We start from the raw sequence: 20,394 nt of genomic DNA, 5'->3' as shown, positions 1-20,394 counted from the left end.
TCCTTTTTAACCGCGTTTTCTTCAATAAAATGTGCGACCTGTTCTCGCTGAGAGACGGAGAGCTGGCAGGGTCTACCCGGACTAGGTTTGGAGTGCAGGCCTTCAAGTCCGTGAGCCAGATAGTTGGATACCCATGTATTAACACTGCCTCTGGCAACCCCAAGGTAAGCGGCTATCTGAGTACGTGTTTCTCCTTTCTTGAAATGATACAAAGCTAAATAGCGGGTCCGTAATTGGCCGTTGGATGTCTGCTTTGCTAATTGTTTAAAGTCGTCGGCGGTATGCATATGAAAATCACTCGAATATGAATACTGCCATTAGATCAAACTTTTAAGGCAATTGGTATTACGCATTGTGAAAAAGCGGGCTACGGCGGGAGCGACACCCGAGGCGGAAGTCAAACGGGCACAGGCCGCTGCCGAGCAAGCGAAGCTCGCTTTGCTTTCGGAGCAGCAACGGCTTGCTTATTTGAAAGTGTCGTTGTCTGCCCTGTGGGGGGTAACCTCACCGGACTTTGACAAAGTGGAAGGTGATCTATTCCAGTTTGGCGAGGACGTGGCATTCGACCTGTTGTACGCCAAAGTTGAAAAAAATCCTGCGATAGAAGTATTCGCAGCAGAGTCCCGCCTCAAAGAAGCAGAAATACGCCTTGCTCAAACCCAATCCAGTGCCGATATCAGTTGGTCGGTGGGGGTTCGTCGCTTGCAGGAAACCGATGACACCGCGTTGGTAGCGGGTTTCAGCATGCCGTTGTTTTCCGGCAAGCGAAATGTCGGCGCCGTTTCGACCGCGTTGGCCGAAAAAAATCAGGTGTTGGCAGAGCGCGATGTAATGCTGCTGGATCTACACACGCAACTGTTCCGGGCTTTTCACAACCGCAAACAAGCCATTGTCGCGGTAGAGGCACTGCGCACCGCCATCATTCCCGCCCTTGAGCAGGCCCTGGTAGAAACTCAGGCGGCCTATCAACGCGGTCGCTACGGGTATCTCGACTATGTCAGCGCGCGGCAGGAATTATTGAGCGCCAGGCGCACCCAGATCGAAGCGGCCGCAGCCGCCTTAACCTATGGTGCAGAAATTGAGCAGCTAACAGCAGAGCCCTTGGCCTTGACACAGTATGGCGAAGACAACACATTTTCAGGAACCCCACAATGAAATCAAATACCCAGTTAAAAAAATCATTTATCCGTCTAATTACGTGTTGCTTTGCGATCACCCTGTTGTCTGGACAAACTTTCGCCGAGACGGGTCACGGAGAAGAGGAAGAGCACGGTGAAGAAGGCCACGTCGAGCTGACCCAGGAGCAGATAAAACATGCCGGCATTACGCTGGCAACCGTTACCTCGGGCACCATCCGCGATGTTTTGCCAGTATATGGCGTCGTCGCCACCAACGCAGAGCGTGTACAGTCGGTAACGGCACGCTTCGACGGCGTTATTCGGGAAGTTAAAAAAAGTGTTGGTGATCCGGTTCGCAAAGGCGAACCCCTGGTGACTGTGGAAGCGAATGAAAGTCTGAAAACCTATTCGATAGTATCCGCACTCAATGGTGCCGTTACCCAGCGGAATGCAAACGCTGGCGAGCACACTACGGATATCCCGTTGTTGGTAGTACAGGATTTCTCAACGGTTTGGGTGGAGCTGTCGGTTTTTCCCAAGGATGTTGCTCAGGTTGAATTAGGCCAGCGGGTTCGCATTCTCAGTCTCGATTCGACCCATATCGCAGAGGGAAAAATCATCTATATTGCGCCGCTTGGCCAAACTGGTAATCAGGCCATTATGGCGCGCGCTTTGATCGACAACCCGAATGGCATTTGGAAACCCGGTCTCTTTGTCAACGCGCAAATCACCCGCGCCGAAATAGCCGCTCCAATGGTGATCCGCAACGAAGCCTTGCAAATCGTCGAGGATAACCCTGTCGTTTTTGTTCGGGGTGAGGAAGGTTTTGAAGCACGTACAGTGACTTTGGGACGCACCGACGGCGAGCTAAGCGAAGTAGTGTCCGGCCTGTCCGCAGATGAAGTGTATGTCAGCAACAACAGTTTTATTTTGAAAGCGGAATTGGGTAAAGGGGAGGTTGGCGATGATGATTAATCACTTCCTGAAAGACATTCTGCATACCATCGGCCGGAACAGCATTTTCATTGCCGCTCATCGAAGGAGTGTCTGATGATCGATAAACTGATTCAATTTTCCATCGCACGCCGTTGGCTGGTGATGTTTCTGGTGCTGGTAACTGGTGCCCTGGGTGTCTGGAACTATCAGCACCTACCCATCGACGCGGTACCCGATATCACCAATGTCCAGGTGCAAATCAATACCGAAGCTCCCGGCTACTCACCGCTGGAAGTGGAGCAACGCATTACGTACTTGGTGGAACTGGCGATCACAGGGCTGCCCCACGTGGAGAGTACACGTTCGGTATCACGCTATGCTCTGTCCCAAGTGACCGTGGTGTTTGAAAAAGGCACGGACATTTACTTTGCCCGCAATCTTATCAACGAGCGCTTGCAGCAGGCAAAAAGCGAGATGCCTTCAGGAATCGGTCCGGTGATGGGGCCCGTTGCCACAGGACTCGGTGAAATCTTTCACTATGCAGTGCATGCGAAACCGGGCGCCTTGCAAGAAAATGGTGAGCCCTATGATGCGACGGCCTTACGTACCTTGCAGGATTGGGTGATCCGTCCGCAGTTACGCCTGGTTCCCGGCGTCACCGAAGTCAATACCATTGGCGGCTTCGAGAAGCAGTTCCACATCACGCCGGAACCTTCAAGACTGCTGGCCTACCAGCTCAGCTTTGATGATTTAGTAGCGGCACTGGAGAAAAACAACGCTAATATCGGTGCTGGCTATATTGAAAAAAATGGTGAGCAATATTTAATCCGCGCCCCCGGACAGGTGGCTGACATCCCTGCGATCGAAAAAATCATCGTCGCTCGTCGAGCCGGGTTACCCATTACCGTGGCTGATGTGGCCGAGGTCGGATTCGGCAAAGAGTTGCGCACAGGTGCCGCTACTCGCGATGGTGAGGAGACTGTATTGGGTACCGCCGTCATGCTGCTGGGAGGTAATAGTCGGACGGTTTCCCAGGATGTGTCGGCCAAGTTGTTGGAGATCAATAAGACGCTGCCCGAGGGCGTGATTGCCGAACCGGTTTATAACCGTACGGTACTGGTCGATAAAACCATTGCCACGGTGCAGGCCAACCTGGCCGAAGGTGCGGTATTGGTTGTCGTCGTGCTCCTGATCATGCTCGGCAACGTCCGGGCGGCCTTACTCACCGCAATGGTGATTCCATTGTCGATGTTGATGTTGATGACGGGCATGGTGCAAACCAAGGTCAGCGCCAATCTGATGAGTTTGGGCGCACTCGATTTTGGCTTGATTGTGGATGGTGCGGTGATCATTGTCGAAAACTGTATCATGCGCTTGGCTGGGCGACAGCATCATCTTGGGCGCACCTTAAAACTGGATGAGCGTTTTCAAACGGTGTTTGCGGCCACCCGCGAGGTATTTACACCAAGTCTGATCAGCGTGTTAGTGGTGATTCTGGTGAACTTACCCATCCTGGCTTTGACGGGCGTGGAAGGCAAAATGTTTACGCCCATGGCCATGGCGGTAATCATGGCCTTGCTGTCTGCGTTGGTGCTGTCACTCACCTTCGTCCCTGCCGCCGTGGCGCTGTTTATGACGGGGCATATCGAGGAGAAGGACAATTTTATTGTTCGCCACTCCAAACGGTTTTACGCCCCGGTTTTGGCGTGGGCACTCAAATTTCGCGTACTCGTATTGTCTGCGGCCCTGATCTTTGTGGTTTTGGTCGGCGCACTGGCAACGCGGATGGGTACGGAATTTATCCCGAATCTGGATGAGGGCGATATTGCCATCCAGGCGCTGCGAATACCGGGTACCAGTCTCACTCAATCTCTGGATATGCAGTTTCAATTGGAAAAAGCGGTGCTGGAAATCCGTGAAGTCAAAACCTACTTCGCACGCGTCGGCACGGCCGAAGTTGCCAGTGACCCCATGGGACCCAACATTTCCGATGGCTATATCATGCTCAAGGATCGCAGTGAATGGCCCGATTCTGATAAAACCAAAGCGCAGCTGTTAGAAGAAATTGGTGAGAAACTGACGTTGTTGCCGGGAAATGCCTATGAGATCAGCCAGCCGATCCAACTGCGCTTCAATGAATTGATTTCTGGTGTGCGATCAGACCTCGGGATCAAGGTGTTCGGCGATGATTTGGACCAGCTGCTTAAATCGGGCAGCGAAATCGCGGCGGTATTGACTGGCATCGAGGGCGCCGAAGGGGTTAAGGTCGAGCAGGTGTCTGGGTTACCTATTCTGTCCATTAATGCGGATCGTTCAGCCCTGTATCGTTATGGTTTGAATGTCGCCGATGTACAGGACGTGGTCGCCGCCGCCACGGGTGGTGAAGAGGCCGGCCTGATCTTTGAGGGCGACCAGCGGTTTTCGATAGTGGTGCGAGTGGCCGAGGGCATAAGGGGCGACTTGCGCGCGTTGGAACGTTTGCCGATACCGCTGCCAGAGGGCGGCTACGTACCGCTGCGGGAAGTGGCCAGTCTCACGCTGGCCCCTGGACCTAATCAGATCTCTCGCGAAAACGGCAAGCGGCGACTGGTTGTCAGCGCGAACGTTCGCGGTCGTGATTTGGGTGGTTTTGTGGCTGAAGTTCAGGGCAAAGTTGCGCAGCAGGTGAAATTGCCGCCCGGCTATTGGCTGGAGTATGGAGGCACCTTTGAGCAACTGCAATCGGCCTCGCAGCGGTTAAGCCTGCTTGTCCCCGTCACTTTGGTGATGATTTTTGCACTGTTGATGATGACCTTTGGTTCGGCAAAAGATGCGGCATTGGTCTTCAGTGGCGTACCGCTGGCGCTGACCGGTGGCGTTATCGCCTTGTGGTTAAGAGATATTCCCCTCTCGATCACAGCCGGCGTTGGGTTTATTACCTTATGCGGGGTTTCTGTACTGACGGGGGTCATGATGGTGTCGGCCTTTCGAGATGAGCTCAATCGGGGTGAATCCGTCGAGCAGGCGATTCAGGGCGGCGCCATGTTGAGATTGCGGCCGATTTTGATGGTCGCTCTGGTGGCTGCATTAGGCTTCTTGCCGATGGCACTCAACACCAGCACTGGAGCAGAAGTCCAAAGACCACTGGCCACGGTAGTCATCGGCGGCATTATCTCATCCACGTTACTCACTCTATTGGTACTTCCCGGCCTTTATCGACTGGCTTGGCGAAAGCCAAAAGAGATTGATGACAACGGCGATCCGATCGCTCAGTGACACCCTCAGGATCGCGGCAAGTATCCTCTTGCCGCGATCCATCTAACAGTAATAGCGAATTTTTTTGGAGTATTTACATGAAACAAATTACCGCCTTTATCCACCACGTTCGATCCGCCGATGTCATCGACGCACTGCGTGACGCAGGTTACAAAAACCTATCGCTACTCGACATCAAGGGTACTTTGAAGCCCCTCGGAGAGCGGGAATTGGCCTATTCTGCCGAAGCTGGCGTGGTTATCTCAGAAGTACAATTATCTCTGGTCTGTGATGACAATCAGGTGGATGAGGTGACGGCTATCATACGCAAAACCGGGAAAATCGGACCCAACATATCCGGTTGGGTATACGTCACCCCTGTCGAGCAAGCGCTACCGATTGGAGGAAAAGAAAATTAACTTCATGGCGAACTCTAACCCGACAAACACCTTTTGTGGTTGGCTGTGTCTTTCCGGTTTGATATTACTGATGGACCAGGCGAGTAAGTATGCCGTTGAGCGTACGATAGAGTACGGTGAGCGCGTGGAGATTAACTCAATTCTTAATATCGTACACATGATGAATCCTGGGGCTGCATTCAGCTTGCTAGCTGATGCTGGTGGCTGGCAACGCTATTTCTTTATTGCATTAGCCTCTGGCGTATCGATTTGGTTGGTTTGGACAATGCGGCGGCGTCCAACTCGGCTTGAAGCGGCGAGCTATTCGATGCTGCTTGGTGGTGCATTGGGCAACCTGGTTGATCGTGTATGGCGTGGATCGGTAGTGGACTTTCTTGATTTTCACTGGAGCTATTCTCATTGGCCAGCATTCAATCTGGCTGATACAGCGATATTCATAGGGGTATGTATTTTTATTGTGAGTATCATAGGTAGTAGGAATCATCAAGTTCATGATGAAGGCGATAACAGCGACCATGAAAACAACAAAGGAATGAGGTAAGTGGAGAACACGCTCCCGCTGTGGCATGTGGAGCGTGTTCTCGGATTTATCAATTACTAAATAACCTCATGTCTTGTCCCGTTGAAAAGGCTGCATCAACTGTTGCCAATAGTCAGCTGGATAATTCGGCGTTGAAGCGATACCAAGATCCTTAGTACCGATCGTTCGTTCAGAGTCAAAATAAGCCGTTCCCAACAGGCGATCCGTCAAGGTGGTAAAAAGCCCGAAGTTCACATCGCCTTCTTCTGCCGTATTTAAGTGGTGGGGGTCGTCTCAGAAAACGGAAAATAAAGCACGCTAAGCCGGTGGCAGCGGTCGCAATGGCCTGAACTTCCCCGCACCGACCTTGGCACTGCTGCGCCATAGGTAATCGCCGGTCAGGTTGATATGCTCCCACCCCAGCGGGGACAGATATTGCAGCAACGTGTCGTCCAGCGCCATGCCGTGGGCACGCAAAGCACTGGTGGCACGCTCCAGATAGACCGTGTTCCACAACACGATGGCCGCCGTCACCAGATTGAGGCCGCTGGCCCGGTAGCGCTGCTGCTCAAAACTGCGGTCGCGGATTTCACCCAATCGGTAGAAGAAGACCGCCCTGGCCAGCGCGTTGCGCGCCTCGCCCTTATTCAGCCCCGCATGGACGCGGCGGCGCAGCTCCACGCTTTGCAGCCAATCCAGAATGAACAGCGTGCGCTCGATGCGCCCCAGCTCGCGCAGGGCGACGGCCAAGCCGTTTTGGCGCGGATAGCTGCCGAGCTTGCGCAGCATCAGCGAGGCCGTCACCGTGCCCTGCTTGATCGAAGTGGCCAGCCGTAGGATTTCATCCCAATGAGCGCGAATAGCCTTGATGTTCAGCCTGTCGCTGCTAATCATCGGCTTGAGTGCATCGTAGGCAGTATCGCCCTTGGGAATGAACAGCTTGGTGTCGCCCAGGTCGCGGATGCGCGGCGCGAACCGGAATCCCAGAAAGTGCATCAGGCCGAACACATGATCGGTGAAGCCCGCCGTGTCGGTGTAGTGTTCCTCGATACGCAAGTCAGACTCGTGGTACAGCAGGCCATCGAGCACATAAGTCGAGTCGCGCAAGCCGACGTTGACCACCTTGGCGCTGAAGGGCGCGTATTGGTCGGAGATATGGGTATAGAACGTCCGCCCAGGGCTACTTCCATACTTCGGATTGATATGCCCGGTGCTCTCTGCCTTGCTGCCGGTTCGGAAGTTCTGGCCGTCCGACGATGACGTGGTGCCGTCGCCCCAGTTTCCGGCGAAGGGTTGTCGATACTGTGCGTTCACCAGCTCGGCCAGCGCCGTCGAATAGGTTTCGTCGCGAACGTGCCAGGCTTGCAGCCAAGACAGCTTGGCGTAGGTGGTGCCAGGGCAGGACTCGGCCATCTTGGTGAGCCCAAGATTGATACCATCAGCCAGAATCGTCGTCATCAGCAAGGTTTTGTCCTTGGCCGTGTCGCCGGTCTTCAGGTGTGTGAAGTGGCGCGTGAAGCCCGTCCATTCATCGACCTCCATCAGCAACTCGGTGATCTTGAGGTGCGGCAGCAACATCGCCGACTGGTCAATCAAGGCTTGCGCGGCGTCTGGCACCGCTGCGTCCAGCGGCGTTATCTTCAGGCCCGATGCAGTGGTGATGATGGCGTCCGGTAAGTCGTTGGTCGCCGCCATGCGGTTGACTGTGGCGAGTTGCGCCTCCAATAATTCCAGTCGGTCATGCAGATATTGGTCGCAGTCGGTGGCCACGGCCAGTGGCAATTCGCTGGCCAGCTTCAAGGTGGCGAACTTCTCGATCGGCACCAGGTATTCGTCGAAGTCCTTGAACTGACGCGAACCCTGCACCCAAACATCACCAGAGCGCAGTGCGTTCTTCAGCTCCGACAGGGCGCATAATTCGTAGTAACGCCGGTCAATACCCTCGTCGGTCAGAACCAGCTTTGCCCAGCGCGGCTTGATGAATGCGGTTGGCGCATCGGCGGGCACCTTGCGCGCGCTGTCGCTGTTCATGCCGCGCAGCACGTCGATGGCATCGAGCACACCCTTGGCGGTGGGCGCGGCGCGCAGTTTGAGCACGTCCAGGAACTGCGGCGCATAGCGGCGCAGCGTGGCGTAACTCTCGCCGATATGGTGCAGGAAATCAAAATCTGCAGGCCGCGCCAGCGTTTGCGCCTCGGTGACGCTGGCGGCGAAGGTGTCCCACGGCATGACCGCTTCGATGGCGGCGAACGGATCGCCGCCGTTTTGTTTGGCTTCAATCAGCGCCTGACCGATGCGCCCATACATCCGCACCTTGTCGTTGATCGCCTTGCCGGAAGCCTGGAACTGCTGTTGATGCTTGTTCTTGGCCGCATTGAACAGCTTGCCGATGATGCGGTCGTGAAGGTCGATGATTTCATCAGTGACGGTGGCCATGCCTTCGATGGCCAGTGCTACCAAGGTGGCGTAACGCCGCTGCGACTCGAACTTGGCCAGGTCGGCGGGCGTCATCTGGCCGCCCTCGCGGGCGATCTTGAGCAAGCGGTTTTGGTGTACCTGCCGTTCGATGCCAGCAGGTAGGTCAAGCGCTTGCCAGGCTTTGAGGCGTTCGATGTGTTCAAGCATGTGGCGCGAGTTAGGCTTGGCGGGCGATTGGCGCAGCCACGCTAGCCACGTCATTTTGCTACCATCCTTGCGCTTGAGCAGTTCGTCCAGGCGCTGGCGATGGACAGGTATCAAGGAATCGGCCAATGCCGCATGGATGCTCCGGTTGGCACGGGTAATGGCCTCGGCGCTTGCGCGCTCGATGGCATTCATGGCGGGTAGGATGATGCTCTGCCGCCGCAGGTTTTCAACAAGGGTGCTGGCCAGCACAATGCCTTTGTCTGTTTGCAAGGCCAGTTCGGTCAATGTATGCACGGCTTGCCGGTAGTGACTCATGGTGAAGGGCTTGAATCCAAACACCGTTTGCAGCTCGACCAAGTGCTCCCGCCGTGTCTGCTCGCGCTGGCCGTAATCGTTCCAGCTTTCCACCGGCACCTTGAGTTGTGCGGCCACCATGCGCAGCAGGGGCGGAAACGGAGGCTCATCGATGCCCAAGAAGATGCCAGGGAATCGCAAGTAGCAAAGCTGCACGGCGAAGCCCAATCGATTCGCAGCGCCGCGACGCTGGCGGATCACCGATAGGTCGGTTTCGTTGAACGTGTAGTGCCGTATCAGTTCGTCTTTGGCATCTGGTAGTGCCAGCAGGCTTTCGCGCTCGGTGGCGGACAGGATTGAGCGGCGCGGCATGATCAGTCTTCCCGCAGGTACTGGTACAAGGTTTCGCGACTGATGCCGAAGTCACGGGCCACCAAGGTTTTTTGATCGCCTGCCGCGACTCGCTGTTTCAACTTGGCAATTTGTTCGCTGTTCAGCGATTTCTTTCGTCCCCGGTAGGCACCGCGCTGCTTGGCCAGCACGATTCCCTCGCGCTGGCGTTCGCGGATCAGTGCGCGCTCGAACTCCGCAAAAGCCCCCATGACCGACAGCATCAAATTGGCCATCGGTGAGTCATCGCCGGTGAACGCCAGCCCTTCTTTGACAAACTCCATCCGCACGCCCCGTTGTGTCAGCCCCTGAACGATGCGGCGCAGGTCATCGAGATTGCGTGCCAACCTGTCCATGCTGTGCACCACCACGGTGTCGCCCTCGCGCACAAAGGCCAGCAGCCTTTCAAGTTCGGGACGTTGCGTGTCCTTGCCGGAAGCCTTATCGGTGAATACCTTACCGACTTCGATTTGCTCCAGTTGCCGATCAGGGTTCTGGTCGAAGCTGCTGACGCGGATATAGCCGATACGTTGACCTTGCAAGATGCCTCCAAAGGTAAAAGTGTCAGGATGAAATCTATTACCCTTGGCGGCTTGTGTCAATAAATACAAACTACAACTCTATTCTGACGTGCTTTGCGCCAAGCATCTGACATCAGGTTAGGGTATAGCTCAAGCAGACACATGCCTTGAGTCAACCTTGAGGCGACACTATCTGGCGTTTCGAACGCAAATTGAAAGCGAAGGCGACTAGCGCCGTGAACAGTACGGCGAGTTGAGCCAAGAGTGTTTGCCACGATGGATGAATGCCCAGCAGGTCGATGCGAGGAATTGCGATTGGACTAGTGTGCAGCAATCCGGCTTCTTGAAGCCCCGCGATGCCCTTTCCTGCTAAGACCACGGCAAGTACGGCCACCAGTAGCGAGCTGGCAGCGAAAAACTGACCAATCGGCAGACGCGCACTGGTACGCAGCAGTATGATCGCAAGTAAGGCCAACAGTACAATGCCGGTGCCCAAGCCTGCCAGTAAGGGCCAGCCATTCCCCTCTGTCCAGAGCGCGGCAAAGAACAGCACTGTCTCGAATACCTCGCGATATACGGCGACGAAGGCCAACGAAAACAGGAACCATGCCGTGCGCTTATTGAGTGCAGAGGACAACTTTTCCTTGAGGTAGACCTGCCAGCGACCGGCAACGCTCTTCTGGTGCATCCACATGCCGACGCCGAGCAGTACCACGGCGGCAAAGAGTGACGAAAAGCCCTCAGTTAGCTCCCGGCTTGCCCCGCTGACGCCGACCAAGTAGGTCGCTACTGCCCATGTTATCCCGCCAGCCGCCAGCGCGACAATCCAACCAGCATGGACGTATACCACCACGTCCTGCCGTTCGGCCTTCTTGAGAAATGCCAGCATGGCCACCACCACCAGCAGGGCTTCCAAGCCCTCACGCAGCAGGATGGTTAACGCACCGACGTAGGCCGCCACGGCATCGTCTTCGGAGGGGGCAAGCACTTTGTCCGCTTCATCCAGCAGTCCCTGCAAACGTTGCTGGGCCGTCTGAACGTCAGTGGGTGCGCCTTTAGCAACCAAGGCGCGATAAGACACCATCGCGGCTTCGATCTTCTCGAACAGCGGCCGATTGCGGGTGGCCAGCGCGGGTTCGACTGGCTCGAAGCCATCGAGATAAGCAGACAAGGCCAGCTTGGTCGCGCCTGCGCGGTCGCCAGCCAGCAATGCCGTCACACTCTCGCTGAGTTTGGCCTTGGCAATCGCGGTGCCCTTCGGGCTGTTGACGTTCAGCGCGTTCGGGTTGGCGCGTAAATAGGCGGTCAGGGCTTTGGCGGATGGCACATCCAGCTTGTCCGCCAAGACATGCTCGGAGGTTTGCGTCAGCGCATCCAGACTGGCGACCGTCTGGCGAACTTGCGCATTGGCTTGCCAGAGCTTGGCCCCTTCGTCCTTGTCGCTTTGCGCATAGGGCAGTGTGCCGACAAAGAACGCCAGTGCCCAACGATCTTCATCCGACAACGCGCCAAAGCCCTGCATGGCGGTGCCTTGGACACCGTTGCTGATAATCTGGTGCAGCGCGAACAAGCTGCGCTCACGCGCCCGCGTGTGATCGGCCAGCGCGGTCGGCTTGGGGTTCAGGGATGCCGCCAGAGGGCCGTCACCGCGCCCTTGCTGACCGTGACAGGCCGCACATTGCGCCTGAAACAACTGTCCTCCCTTCGCCAAGACCGGCATGGCAGTCGGCGCGACTGGAAACGGATACGTCTTTTGCACCGCACTGGACAGCGCATGCGCCAGCTTCGCCACGCTGACCGGATCGGCCTTAGCAGCTACCGCAGCACGCAACGCGGACGCTTGTTGCAACAGGATGCCTTTATCGGTCTGGTCAGGCAGTTCTCCCAGTTGACGCTCGGCTGTAGCGGCAAATTCCTGCATTTCAGCGTACTCCGACGCTTTCAGCACGGAACCGTTGGCGACCGCGCCGCCGTAATCGACGGCGACGTAGTCCAGAAGTTGCCAAATCTGTTTGGCTTTGAGTTCGGTGGTGTCGGCTGCGTAGTTTGGCCCGCCAATCAACGCACAAGTCGCCAACAGCAAAGTCATCAGCCAGCGATAGGTTGCTCGGCAAGTCATGGAAATTCTCGGATTATATCATTGTGAATGATTATAATTCTCATTTACTCCGGTGTCCAGTGCCTTGCCTTGGGTCAACATCTGCATGATGAGCAAAGCAGCGCCCGATGTGATCGCCACATCAGCGAGGTTGAAGGCGGGCCAGTGCACAAGCTGCCAATGGAAGTCGAGGAAATCGACAACCGATCCACGCAGCACACGATCCACGACATTGCCGATCGCACCACCAAGGATCAGGCTGTAGCCCACCGCTTCGAGGCGTGGCCGCTGCTGGCACAGCATGCGACCCAGCCAAGCAGAAACGACCAGACCCAGCGCCATGAAAAAGTAACGTTGCCAGCCGCCAGCGTTCGCCAGAAAGCTGAATGCCGCGCCGGGATTCAGGACATGGACGAGGTTGAAGAAGAGCGTGACTTCGACCTGTTCACCGTAGGCAAACGTGCGGGTGATGGCGAACTTTGCGAGCTGATCGGTCATGACAGCACTGGCGGCCACTGCGAACCAGACCCAAGTCGATGTGCGGCGAGCCGATTGCCACACAGGGGCGGCCAGCGGCATCAGCCACCCGGCGAGCGCCGTGCAACTCAATCCAAGTACCCACCCCGCCAGCACATCGGCAGGGAAGTGCATTCCGGCTGCGATGCGTGACCAACCGACCAATGCGGCGTACAACACCAAGCCGATGCGGCCACGACGGCCTATCAAAGGCCAGAGCGCTCCGACCACCAGCGCCGCATAGGTGGCATGCCCGCTGGGCAGGCTGTAGTGTCGTTCGATGCCCCCGATAACGCGCACCATGTCGCCAAAAACGGCAGGCGGGCGTGGAAAGTCGATCCATAGCTTCAAGATGGTGGCGACGAGAAATGCCAACGCAAAGGCCACGCTAAAGACTCTGAGTCTGTACCTGATGGCATCGGCCCGCGTTGGGTCAGGTGCCGACTTTGACCATCCCCACATCGCCAAGAGCATCAGTGGCGCAGTCCAGTAGTTGCCTATCACAAGGTTGAAGAACGATGCCAGCGGTTCCAGCGCTGCAGGTGTGCTCATGTTGATGGCTTGGAACAACGCGATGTTCAGACCACCCCAGTCGTAAAGAAAGAATTTCCAGCTCATTTGCGCAACAGCCTCAAGCCATTGCCAACGACGAGCAAGCTGGCCCCCATATCAGCAAACACCGCCATCCACATGGTCGCTTGACCCGTGAAGGTCAGCACCAGAAATACTGCCTTGATGCCAAGGGCCAGCACAATGTTTTGCATCAGCACCTGCGCCGTCGCACGCGACAGGCGCACGAAGGTCGGAATCTTGCCCAGGTTGTCGTCCATCAGGGCCACGTCAGCGGTCTCGATGGCGGTATCTGTGCCAGCCGCTCCCATGGCAAAGCCGATGTCCGCACGCGCCAAGGCCGGGGCATCGTTGATGCCATCACCGACCATGCCGACCTTGCCCTTTATGGCCAGTAGCTCAACTTCGCGCAGTTTGTCGTCTGGGAGCAGATTGCCTTGCGCACGGTCGATCCCGGCTTGTGCGGCAATGGCCTGTGCCGTGTGGGGGTTGTCGCCGGTCAGCATCATGGTGTTGATGCCCAGTGCATGAAGCTCGGCAATGGCGCTCCTGCTGCTTTCCTTGATGGTGTCCGCTACGGCAAATAAGGCATGAACCCCTTTTGCGCTGACCAACATCACGACAGTTTTACCCATGGTTTCCAGCGCCGCGATGCGCTGTTCCAGCTCGGGAGTACGCTGCCCCAGCTCTTCGAGCATCCGCTGGTTGCCAAGATGGTAGGTTTCACCGTTGATTTGGCCCTGCACACCCCGACCGGGCAGCGCGTTGAATTCGGCCACGTCGAGCAAGGCAACCCCATCCGTCTGCGCGGCTTGTGCCACCGCTTTGGATACAGGATGGTCGGAGCGGTCTGCCAGACTGGCCGCGATGCTGCGGCTGTCCGAGGCGAGTGCATTGCCCCAGGTGACAAAATCGGTCTGTGCGGGCTTGCCGTGCGTGATCGTGCCGGTCTTGTCCAGAGCCAGCCAACGCAGCTTGCGGCCTTCTTCCAGATAGACGCCGCCCTTGATGAGGATGCCGTGGCGGGCGGCGGCGGCCAAGCCGCTGACGATGCTGACCGGCGTAGAGATCACCAGCGCGCAGGGACAGGCGACCACCAGCAGAACCAATGCACGGTAGATCCAGTCGAGCCATGCCGCCCCCATGAACAGCGGCGGCAACAACGCGACGGCGATGGCAACGCCGAACACAATGGGCGTGTACCAGCGGGCGAACTGATCGACAAAACGTTGAGTCGGCGCACGGCTCCCCTGAGCAGCCTCTACGGCGTGAATGATGCGGGCCAGTGTGGAGTTGCTGGCCACGGCGGTGACGCGATACTCGAATGACCCGGATTCGTTGATGGTGCCTGCGAACACCGGGTCACCGGGGGATTTTTCGACCGGGAGGCTTTCGCCCGTGATCGGGGCTTGGTTGACTGTAGAACGGCCTTCAAGCACCTCACCATCAAGGGCGATGCGCTCACCCGGTTTGACCCGGACGCGGCTGCCAATGGCGATTTGCTTTGCGCTCACCTCGCGCCATGTGCCGTCAGCCTGTTGCACTGTGGCCTGTTCCGGGGTCATGTCGAGCAGGCCACGGATTGCGTTGCGAGCGCGATCCAGCGACTTGGCTTCGATCACTTCGGCCAGCGCGAAGAGCACCATCACCATCGCCGCTTCGGGCCAGTGACCGATCAACATGGCACCCGTGACGGCGATCGACATCAGGGCGTTCATGTTGAGATTAAGGTTCTTGAGCGCGATCCAACCCTTTTTGTAGGTGGAGAGGCCACCTGTGAAGACCGAAACGAGCGCCAGAACGACAACCGACCAATGATTGCCGTTGTGGAGCCAGTAGACCGCCTCGGCTGCCAATGCAGTGAGCAAGGAGATGCCTAGCGGCCACCAGTTAGTCGGCGTGGTCACAGGGGACGCGGACGGCGATGCGGCCTCTGCGGTGTCCATTACCTGCGCCTCGAATCCAAGCGCTTGCAGTGCCACGAGCACGTCTGGCAGAACCTGGTTCGCATGGCGTACCGACAGCGTGCGCTGCATCAGGTTGAAATCGAGATCAGCAACACCGGCCACGGTGCCGAGCTTGTTGCGGATCAACGTCTCTTCGGTCGGGCAATCCATCTTGGCAATGGACAGCTTGGTCGTCTGCTCGGCCGACGCCTGATCCATGCGCACAGCTTGCATGCCGATGGCCTTCAGCGCCTGCTCGACGGGAGACAACGAAGGCAATTCGTGTCGCACGGCCAAGGTACGTTGCATCAGGTTGAATTCAAGACCCGCCACCCCCGCCAGACCGGCCAGTTTGCTTCGGATCAGCGCCTCTTCGGTCGGGCAATCCATGTTCTCGATGCGGTACACCGCTTGAGCCGATCCGGTTGCCAGCGGGGCCGGTGCCGTGGGTTGGATGATCGGCTCAGTCGTGCAGCCACACCCCTTTGAAGCGCATTCGCTCATGAGTAACTCCTGAAAATCTTCTATTCAGCCTCCATTAAAATCTCTATAGTCACTATAGAGTCAAGTGATAATTGGAGATTGATGCATGGAAATCAGAATTGGCGACCTCGCCAAGCGCTCTGGGTGCGAGGTCGTGACCATCCGCTACTACGAGAAGGAAGGGCTACTGCCGAAGCCAGCGCGAAGCGGTGGCAACTTCCGGCTGTACGGTGAGGCGCACATTGAGCGCTTGCAATTCATCCGTCATTGCCGTTCGCTCGAGATGACGTTGAGCGAGATTCGCGCATTGCTGGGTCTGCGAGACAACCCGATGCAGGACTGTGGGGAGGTCAACACGCTGCTGGAGGCCCATATTCAACAGGTGGAAATGCGTGTGTCCGCGCTGTTGCAGTTAAAACGGCACTTGGTTGATTTGCGCGAGAAGTGTTCTGGCTCTCGATCTGTAGAGGCGTGCGGCATTTTGCAAGGGTTGGGCAATTGCAATTGCCATGGTGAAAGTGCCACGAACAGTCAAACATCTGGGTAAGTAAGGGCTTAGCGTGCTTTATTTTCCGTTTTCTGAGGCGACCCCTGGTGGAAACGATGCACCGCGTTGATTGCGAGAACCCTCCTCAGCGGTCCAGTAAAATACGCCACGTTCGAGTGCTGCAATAGTAATTGAAGCACTACTGCAACCACCAACAACATCAGGACATTTTGTGGCACTCCTACAAAGAGCAATGGTGTCGTTCCTGCGACGGTTTCTATCAATTGATGCAATGGATGTTTCATAAGACCATTAAAACCGTATAGCCGTTTTACGCTGTGATGAACGGCATGAAGGCGCCACAGTGAAGAGAGGCGATGACTGGCAAAATGCGCCAGGGTGATGCCAACATCAGAAATGAGGATCGCCAATAGTAACTGGAAAGCCAGCGGCCACCCGGAAGGCCATATCGGTGCCAAGACCAGCAAGCCACCAAATAACGGGAGTACAGCAACGCCAATAACATTAAGTGACTCGTTCATAAAGGCGTGAAGAAGATCGCGTCGCTGATCTTGTTGCGGTTCATTAAACTCACGATCATAGGGTGTCAGTTTTTCGGTGGCGAAGGAAATTCCTATAAATACCAAGATCAAAAATACCAGCCAACCGTGGTTGAAACCCTCGGTAACAAGATAGATAGCGACGCCATTTCCGACGAGCAAAAACAACGGCAAATACAGGAGCCTAACCAACCACGTTATGCTACGAATCATTTTAACACTCCTCGCTGATTGAGAGTGTTCAGCATCTCATGTTTACACGTAGCCACATTGAACGAAAGTGCTGTTTATTCTGACAAAAGCCGTTGAATAACTGCCGGGGAAACGCCAAAAGCCTCGGTAACAGACCGGCAGAAATGGGCCTGATCGGAAAATCCCGATGCAATTGCCGCATCGGTGAGTGACATTTGGCGTGATAACTCAAACCCCGTTAATAGTTTTAACCACTTTTTATAGCTGCGTAAAGGTAAGCCGGTGCTTTCGGAAAACCAGTGGGAAAAACGACTTGGGGAAAGACGAACTTTCTTTGCCAACTCGGCTCTAGAGATTGATCGCCCATCCATGGCTTCGGCATGTAATGCTTTTAAAATGTGGCTCAATCTGCTCTTTGGATCAGATGTTTGATCGTGCCGGTAGTGACGCTCGAAAGCCTCCAGTTCGAATGAAAGGTTTTCCGTGGCAGTAAAGCGAGATAAACACGCTGTATTGAATTCCTCACGGAGTGTCCCAATGGGTTGCATCAACGGATTTTTTATGTGAGGCAGCAAGGCTTTGCAAATATCATGGGTTGGATCGATATAAATACACAGTACCTCGGCCATTATCAATTGATGAGTAACTCCAGCCGGTATCCATAACCCCTTTTCTTTGTGCCGTGTTTCGCTGGAAATGACTTCAACGTTTGCATCTAAACCGATCGCGATTTGATGCGCCCAATGTTTATGGGGCTTATTGTCTCCTGACTCGCCGAGGAACGCACCGATACCTGGTGTTATCGCTACTGAGCCGCGCCATGGGTTCACTAAAGTATTTGTTGTGATCATTACCCTATCTCTACAAAGGCAGCTTTTCATTGTAGTTGACTGTCTATAAGCGCTTGCAACTTTTCTAGGAGGATAAATGAGGCATTATTGGTGAATTGCTGTCCTTCTTCGATGTACTCCCATACGGTAGCGTCGCTCTTCCAGCCGCCTTGTTTCTTAATAAACTCAAAGTCGATTTTTTCCCTCGCTGCCGATGTAGAGAGGCCACGCCGAAAGCTATGGCTGCTCAAGTCCGGCACGAAATCGAACTGACAGGCGTTGCCCAGAGTCTTGAGTAATTGATTAATGCCACCGGGATTCAGTGCTTTGGGTTGAACCTTATCCCAACGGTTAACGGGACGAAAAACCGGACCTTCATTGATATCAGCCAATTCTATCCAGTTCTTCATGGCCATAGCAGGACAGCAGCCTGGTGCACCGAAAGGTAATGCTCGCACTAAGCCCATGGCTTGTTGATCGGTCTTGGAACGAGACAGCCGGATGAGAAGTCCTTCTGGTTCCCACACCAGATCACCGATTTGAATGGCCACCAATTCGCTACGACGAAAGGCGCCAAAAAAGCCGGTCAACACCAGCGCGATATCCCGCTGTTTCTTTTTGGTGTCAGGCAGTTGCCGCAAGTGATTCACCATCTGGGCAATGTGCTCCAAACGTAATGCCTTGGCTTTGCGTTTGGGTTGGCCTTGAGTACGACGAACGCCTTCCATGGTTTTGCGGACCAACGGATCGCTTACCGGATCGATGAGCCCTTGGTAATGGTGCCATTGGCTAATGGCGGTCAGGTGCAGATCCAGGGTCCGGGGGTTGAGCGATTCGGCTCTGGCCAGCAGGTAACGCACGACAGTATCCCGATCCGAGGGCAGGCGACCACCCCATTTTTCAAATTGGCGAATGGCCGAGCGGTAGGCTTTGCGCGTGTTGTCGGACGTCGCTGCCTGGAGGTAGTGCCGCAATGATTCGGCTTCCTGACGTTCAATCAGGGTCGATTCCTCATTACGTAATGGCAAGTTGCTAGCCGGTTTTGGCGGTTTGTTGTTCATGAATAGGATTTCCTTCGATGTCGCTCAAAAGGCGGCTATGTACCGGCGTTACAAGTCGAAAATTTACGTCAAGATCCATTAACCTACGATAAGGTAGATTATCGGTGGTTAGTATCTTGAATTCAAGCGATCTTGAAAAACACATATATAATGTTATATTACGTGTTATGTAATATGTTACTAAATAATCCGAGAGGAATCACCATGGCCCGTGCCGGAGTCACTTATCACGATATCGCTAAAGCAGCTGAAGTCATTAAAACACATGGCCAGGAACCCACGGTGGATAGGGTGCGCGAGCATCTGGGCACCGGCAGCAAAAGCACCATCGCGCCATTGCTCAAGCGTTGGCGGTCAGACAATGGGGAGGCGGCCGATGTCAGTGGACTGCCGAACGACCTCATCGAGGTGGTAAAGTCCCTGCATGAGCGGGTACAGCAGATGGCCGACCACCGTATCGAACAAGGTCGCCAGGAATTCGAGACTTTAAAGGAAGAACTCCGCACAGAGTTGACCTATGCCAACAACACCATCGCGCAACTTACTGCCCGACAACGGGACCTTGAGAACCAGATAGCACGAATTACCGAGGAAAAAAGCCTGCAAGACAAGTCCCTGGAAGACGCACGCGTCAGGCTGGCAAAGGCCGAGTCTCAGCGGGACGAAGCTCTTACGCGAGCCAACGACTTGAAGGAGAGTGTCAGTGAACTCAGGCAAGAAAACCGGGATATTCGCGATCATTTCGAACATTACCAGCAGCGCACTGCCGAAGACCGCCAGCAGGAGCGCGAACAGTTCCGTATAGTTAACCAGGGGTTAAATGATCAGATTCAGGATCTGCAACACCGGCTCGCACAGACTGAGTCGAGAGCGTCCGAGCTATTCGACATCAACGCGCAGTTACAACGAAATGCCGATGAATTAAAACGGGCCAATGCGGCGCTAAATAGCGACTTGAACGCAAAGATGGAAGATATCCAGAACCTGGAACACGAGTATGAAGAAGCCGTGACAAGGTGCCGGGAATACCAGCATAAAAATGAGCAATTGTCGGAAAACATGGCCGCGCTCACCACTCAGAAAGCAGATGTCGATAAGCAAGTGGCCGTGTTATCCCACGCACTGGAGACCACCAAAGCCGAACTGAAAACCGCCCAGGATAAAGTGGCATTTCTGACCGATGAGAATAAGGTGATTCTTCAGGAAAAAGCAGTGATCCAAGGGCAGTTTAAACAGCTTCAAAGTTCGCTATAACGATTTAATGGATGTGTTTTGATCGTCTGGCTGCAAATGCAGAAATCGTTGCCAGCCCCTAAACGAGCAAACTTGGCAAATTTGTCGGTTCTTCCACAAGACCCTGCAGGCCAAGGAGAAGCATCGATTCGACCAACGTCAGGTGGAAAAAGAATATTGATATTCCTACATATTATCAATGTGTTATAGGTTTTGTGGCTAAATTCAACGCTTTTACCGGCCGAATGCAGCCGAACCTCAAATACAGGGATTAACGGCTATCAAACGAAAACCTACGGTTACGAGGGTGCCACAGGATTCAAAACCGTAGGTTTTCGTTCAAATGCCCCCGCTGGTCCTA

General features: G+C 55.1%; 15 protein-coding genes and 1 pseudogene. 7 read left to right on the top strand and 9 right to left on the bottom strand.

What is annotated here, in order from left to right:
* On the bottom strand, positions 1-287 hold a 287-nt coding region (locus C6Y40_RS10475; RefSeq protein WP_146129536.1), incomplete at its 3' end, for a helix-turn-helix domain-containing protein.
* Positions 288-330: 43 nt separating this feature from the next.
* On the opposite strand from C6Y40_RS10475, the pseudogene C6Y40_RS10470 reads away from it, so the two are divergent.
* The 5 genes and pseudogenes from C6Y40_RS10470 to lspA (C6Y40_RS25170) form a co-directional block, all read left to right on the top strand.
* Positions 331-1,155, top strand: a pseudogene (locus C6Y40_RS10470) (TolC family protein); the annotation flags it as partial.
* Positions 1,152-2,093 carry an efflux RND transporter periplasmic adaptor subunit gene (locus tag C6Y40_RS10465; RefSeq protein WP_105934548.1) on the top strand — a complete coding sequence of 314 codons (942 nt, stop codon included), beginning with the start codon at positions 1,152-1,154 and terminating at the stop codon, positions 2,091-2,093. The pseudogene C6Y40_RS10470 and the gene C6Y40_RS10465, both read left to right, overlap by 4 nt.
* Positions 2,094-2,168: 75 nt before the next feature.
* Positions 2,169-5,309, top strand: coding sequence for an efflux RND transporter permease subunit (locus C6Y40_RS10460; protein WP_105934547.1), 3,141 nt, complete (start codon positions 2,169-2,171; stop codon positions 5,307-5,309).
* Between the two features lie 77 nt (positions 5,310-5,386).
* Positions 5,387-5,707 carry a P-II family nitrogen regulator gene (locus C6Y40_RS10455; RefSeq protein WP_105934546.1) on the top strand — a complete coding sequence of 107 codons (321 nt, stop codon included), beginning with the start codon at positions 5,387-5,389 and terminating at the stop codon, positions 5,705-5,707.
* A 4-nt stretch (positions 5,708-5,711) separates the two neighbouring features.
* On the top strand, positions 5,712-6,248 hold the full coding sequence (lspA, locus tag C6Y40_RS25170) for a signal peptidase II (RefSeq protein WP_105934545.1): 537 nt from the start codon (positions 5,712-5,714) through the stop codon (positions 6,246-6,248).
* 297 nt (positions 6,249-6,545) lie between these two features.
* On the opposite strand, the gene C6Y40_RS10440 is transcribed toward lspA (C6Y40_RS25170), so the two are convergent.
* From C6Y40_RS10440 to C6Y40_RS10420, 5 genes are all read right to left on the bottom strand, one after another.
* Positions 6,546-9,518 carry a Tn3 family transposase gene (locus tag C6Y40_RS10440; protein WP_105934544.1) on the bottom strand — a complete coding sequence of 991 codons (2,973 nt, stop codon included), beginning with the start codon at positions 9,516-9,518 and terminating at the stop codon, positions 6,546-6,548.
* Positions 9,519-9,520: 2 nt separating this feature from the next.
* Entirely contained in the window at positions 9,521-10,078 is a 558-nt protein-coding gene (locus C6Y40_RS10435) for a recombinase family protein (protein WP_004213590.1), read from the bottom strand.
* A 151-nt stretch (positions 10,079-10,229) separates the two neighbouring features.
* Complete coding sequence (locus C6Y40_RS10430) at positions 10,230-12,176, bottom strand: cytochrome c/FTR1 family iron permease (protein WP_170308456.1); 1,947 nt, start codon at positions 12,174-12,176, stop codon at positions 10,230-10,232.
* 18 nt (positions 12,177-12,194) lie between these two features.
* Positions 12,195-13,289 (bottom strand): signal peptidase II, encoded by a 1,095-nt coding sequence (lspA, locus tag C6Y40_RS10425; RefSeq protein ID WP_105934542.1) that lies wholly within the window; start codon positions 13,287-13,289, stop codon positions 12,195-12,197.
* The gene (locus C6Y40_RS10420; RefSeq protein ID WP_105934541.1) at positions 13,286-15,691 is read right to left on the bottom strand and encodes a heavy metal translocating P-type ATPase; all 2,406 of its coding nucleotides are present in this window, start codon (positions 15,689-15,691) and stop codon (positions 13,286-13,288) included. The genes lspA (C6Y40_RS10425) and C6Y40_RS10420 overlap by 4 nt, the downstream gene beginning before the upstream one ends.
* 85 nt (positions 15,692-15,776) lie before the next feature.
* Between C6Y40_RS10420 and cadR the strand changes: the two genes are divergently transcribed.
* Positions 15,777-16,217 carry a Cd(II)/Pb(II)-responsive transcriptional regulator gene (gene cadR / locus C6Y40_RS10415; RefSeq protein WP_011638890.1) on the top strand — a complete coding sequence of 147 codons (441 nt, stop codon included), beginning with the start codon at positions 15,777-15,779 and terminating at the stop codon, positions 16,215-16,217.
* An 8-nt stretch (positions 16,218-16,225) separates the two neighbouring features.
* On the opposite strand, the gene C6Y40_RS10410 is transcribed toward cadR, so the two are convergent.
* From C6Y40_RS10410 to C6Y40_RS10400, 3 genes are all read right to left on the bottom strand, one after another.
* Positions 16,226-16,930: a sterol desaturase family protein gene (locus C6Y40_RS10410; RefSeq protein WP_105934540.1), complete on the bottom strand. Its 705-nt coding sequence runs from the start codon at positions 16,928-16,930 to the stop codon at positions 16,226-16,228.
* Positions 16,931-17,004: 74 nt separating this feature from the next.
* Positions 17,005-17,760, bottom strand: coding sequence for a helix-turn-helix domain-containing protein (locus tag C6Y40_RS10405; protein ID WP_050991421.1), 756 nt, complete (start codon positions 17,758-17,760; stop codon positions 17,005-17,007).
* A 26-nt stretch (positions 17,761-17,786) separates the two neighbouring features.
* Positions 17,787-18,767, bottom strand: a complete 981-nt coding sequence (locus tag C6Y40_RS10400) for a tyrosine-type recombinase/integrase (RefSeq protein WP_476726848.1) — start codon at positions 18,765-18,767, stop codon at positions 17,787-17,789.
* A gap of 237 nt (positions 18,768-19,004) precedes the next feature.
* Between C6Y40_RS10400 and C6Y40_RS10395 the strand changes: the two genes are divergently transcribed.
* Positions 19,005-20,054: a DNA-binding protein gene (locus C6Y40_RS10395; RefSeq protein WP_105934539.1), complete on the top strand. Its 1,050-nt coding sequence runs from the start codon at positions 19,005-19,007 to the stop codon at positions 20,052-20,054.
* The last annotated feature ends 340 nt before the right edge of the window (positions 20,055-20,394 follow it).

The sequence above is a fragment of the Marisediminitalea alba genome (genome assembly GCF_002993365.1).
Classification (GTDB): Bacteria; Pseudomonadota; Gammaproteobacteria; order Enterobacterales; family Alteromonadaceae; genus Alteromonas; species Alteromonas alba.
The sequence above is the reverse complement of the archived record's forward strand: the minus strand, read 5'-3'. Positions and strand labels throughout refer to the sequence as shown.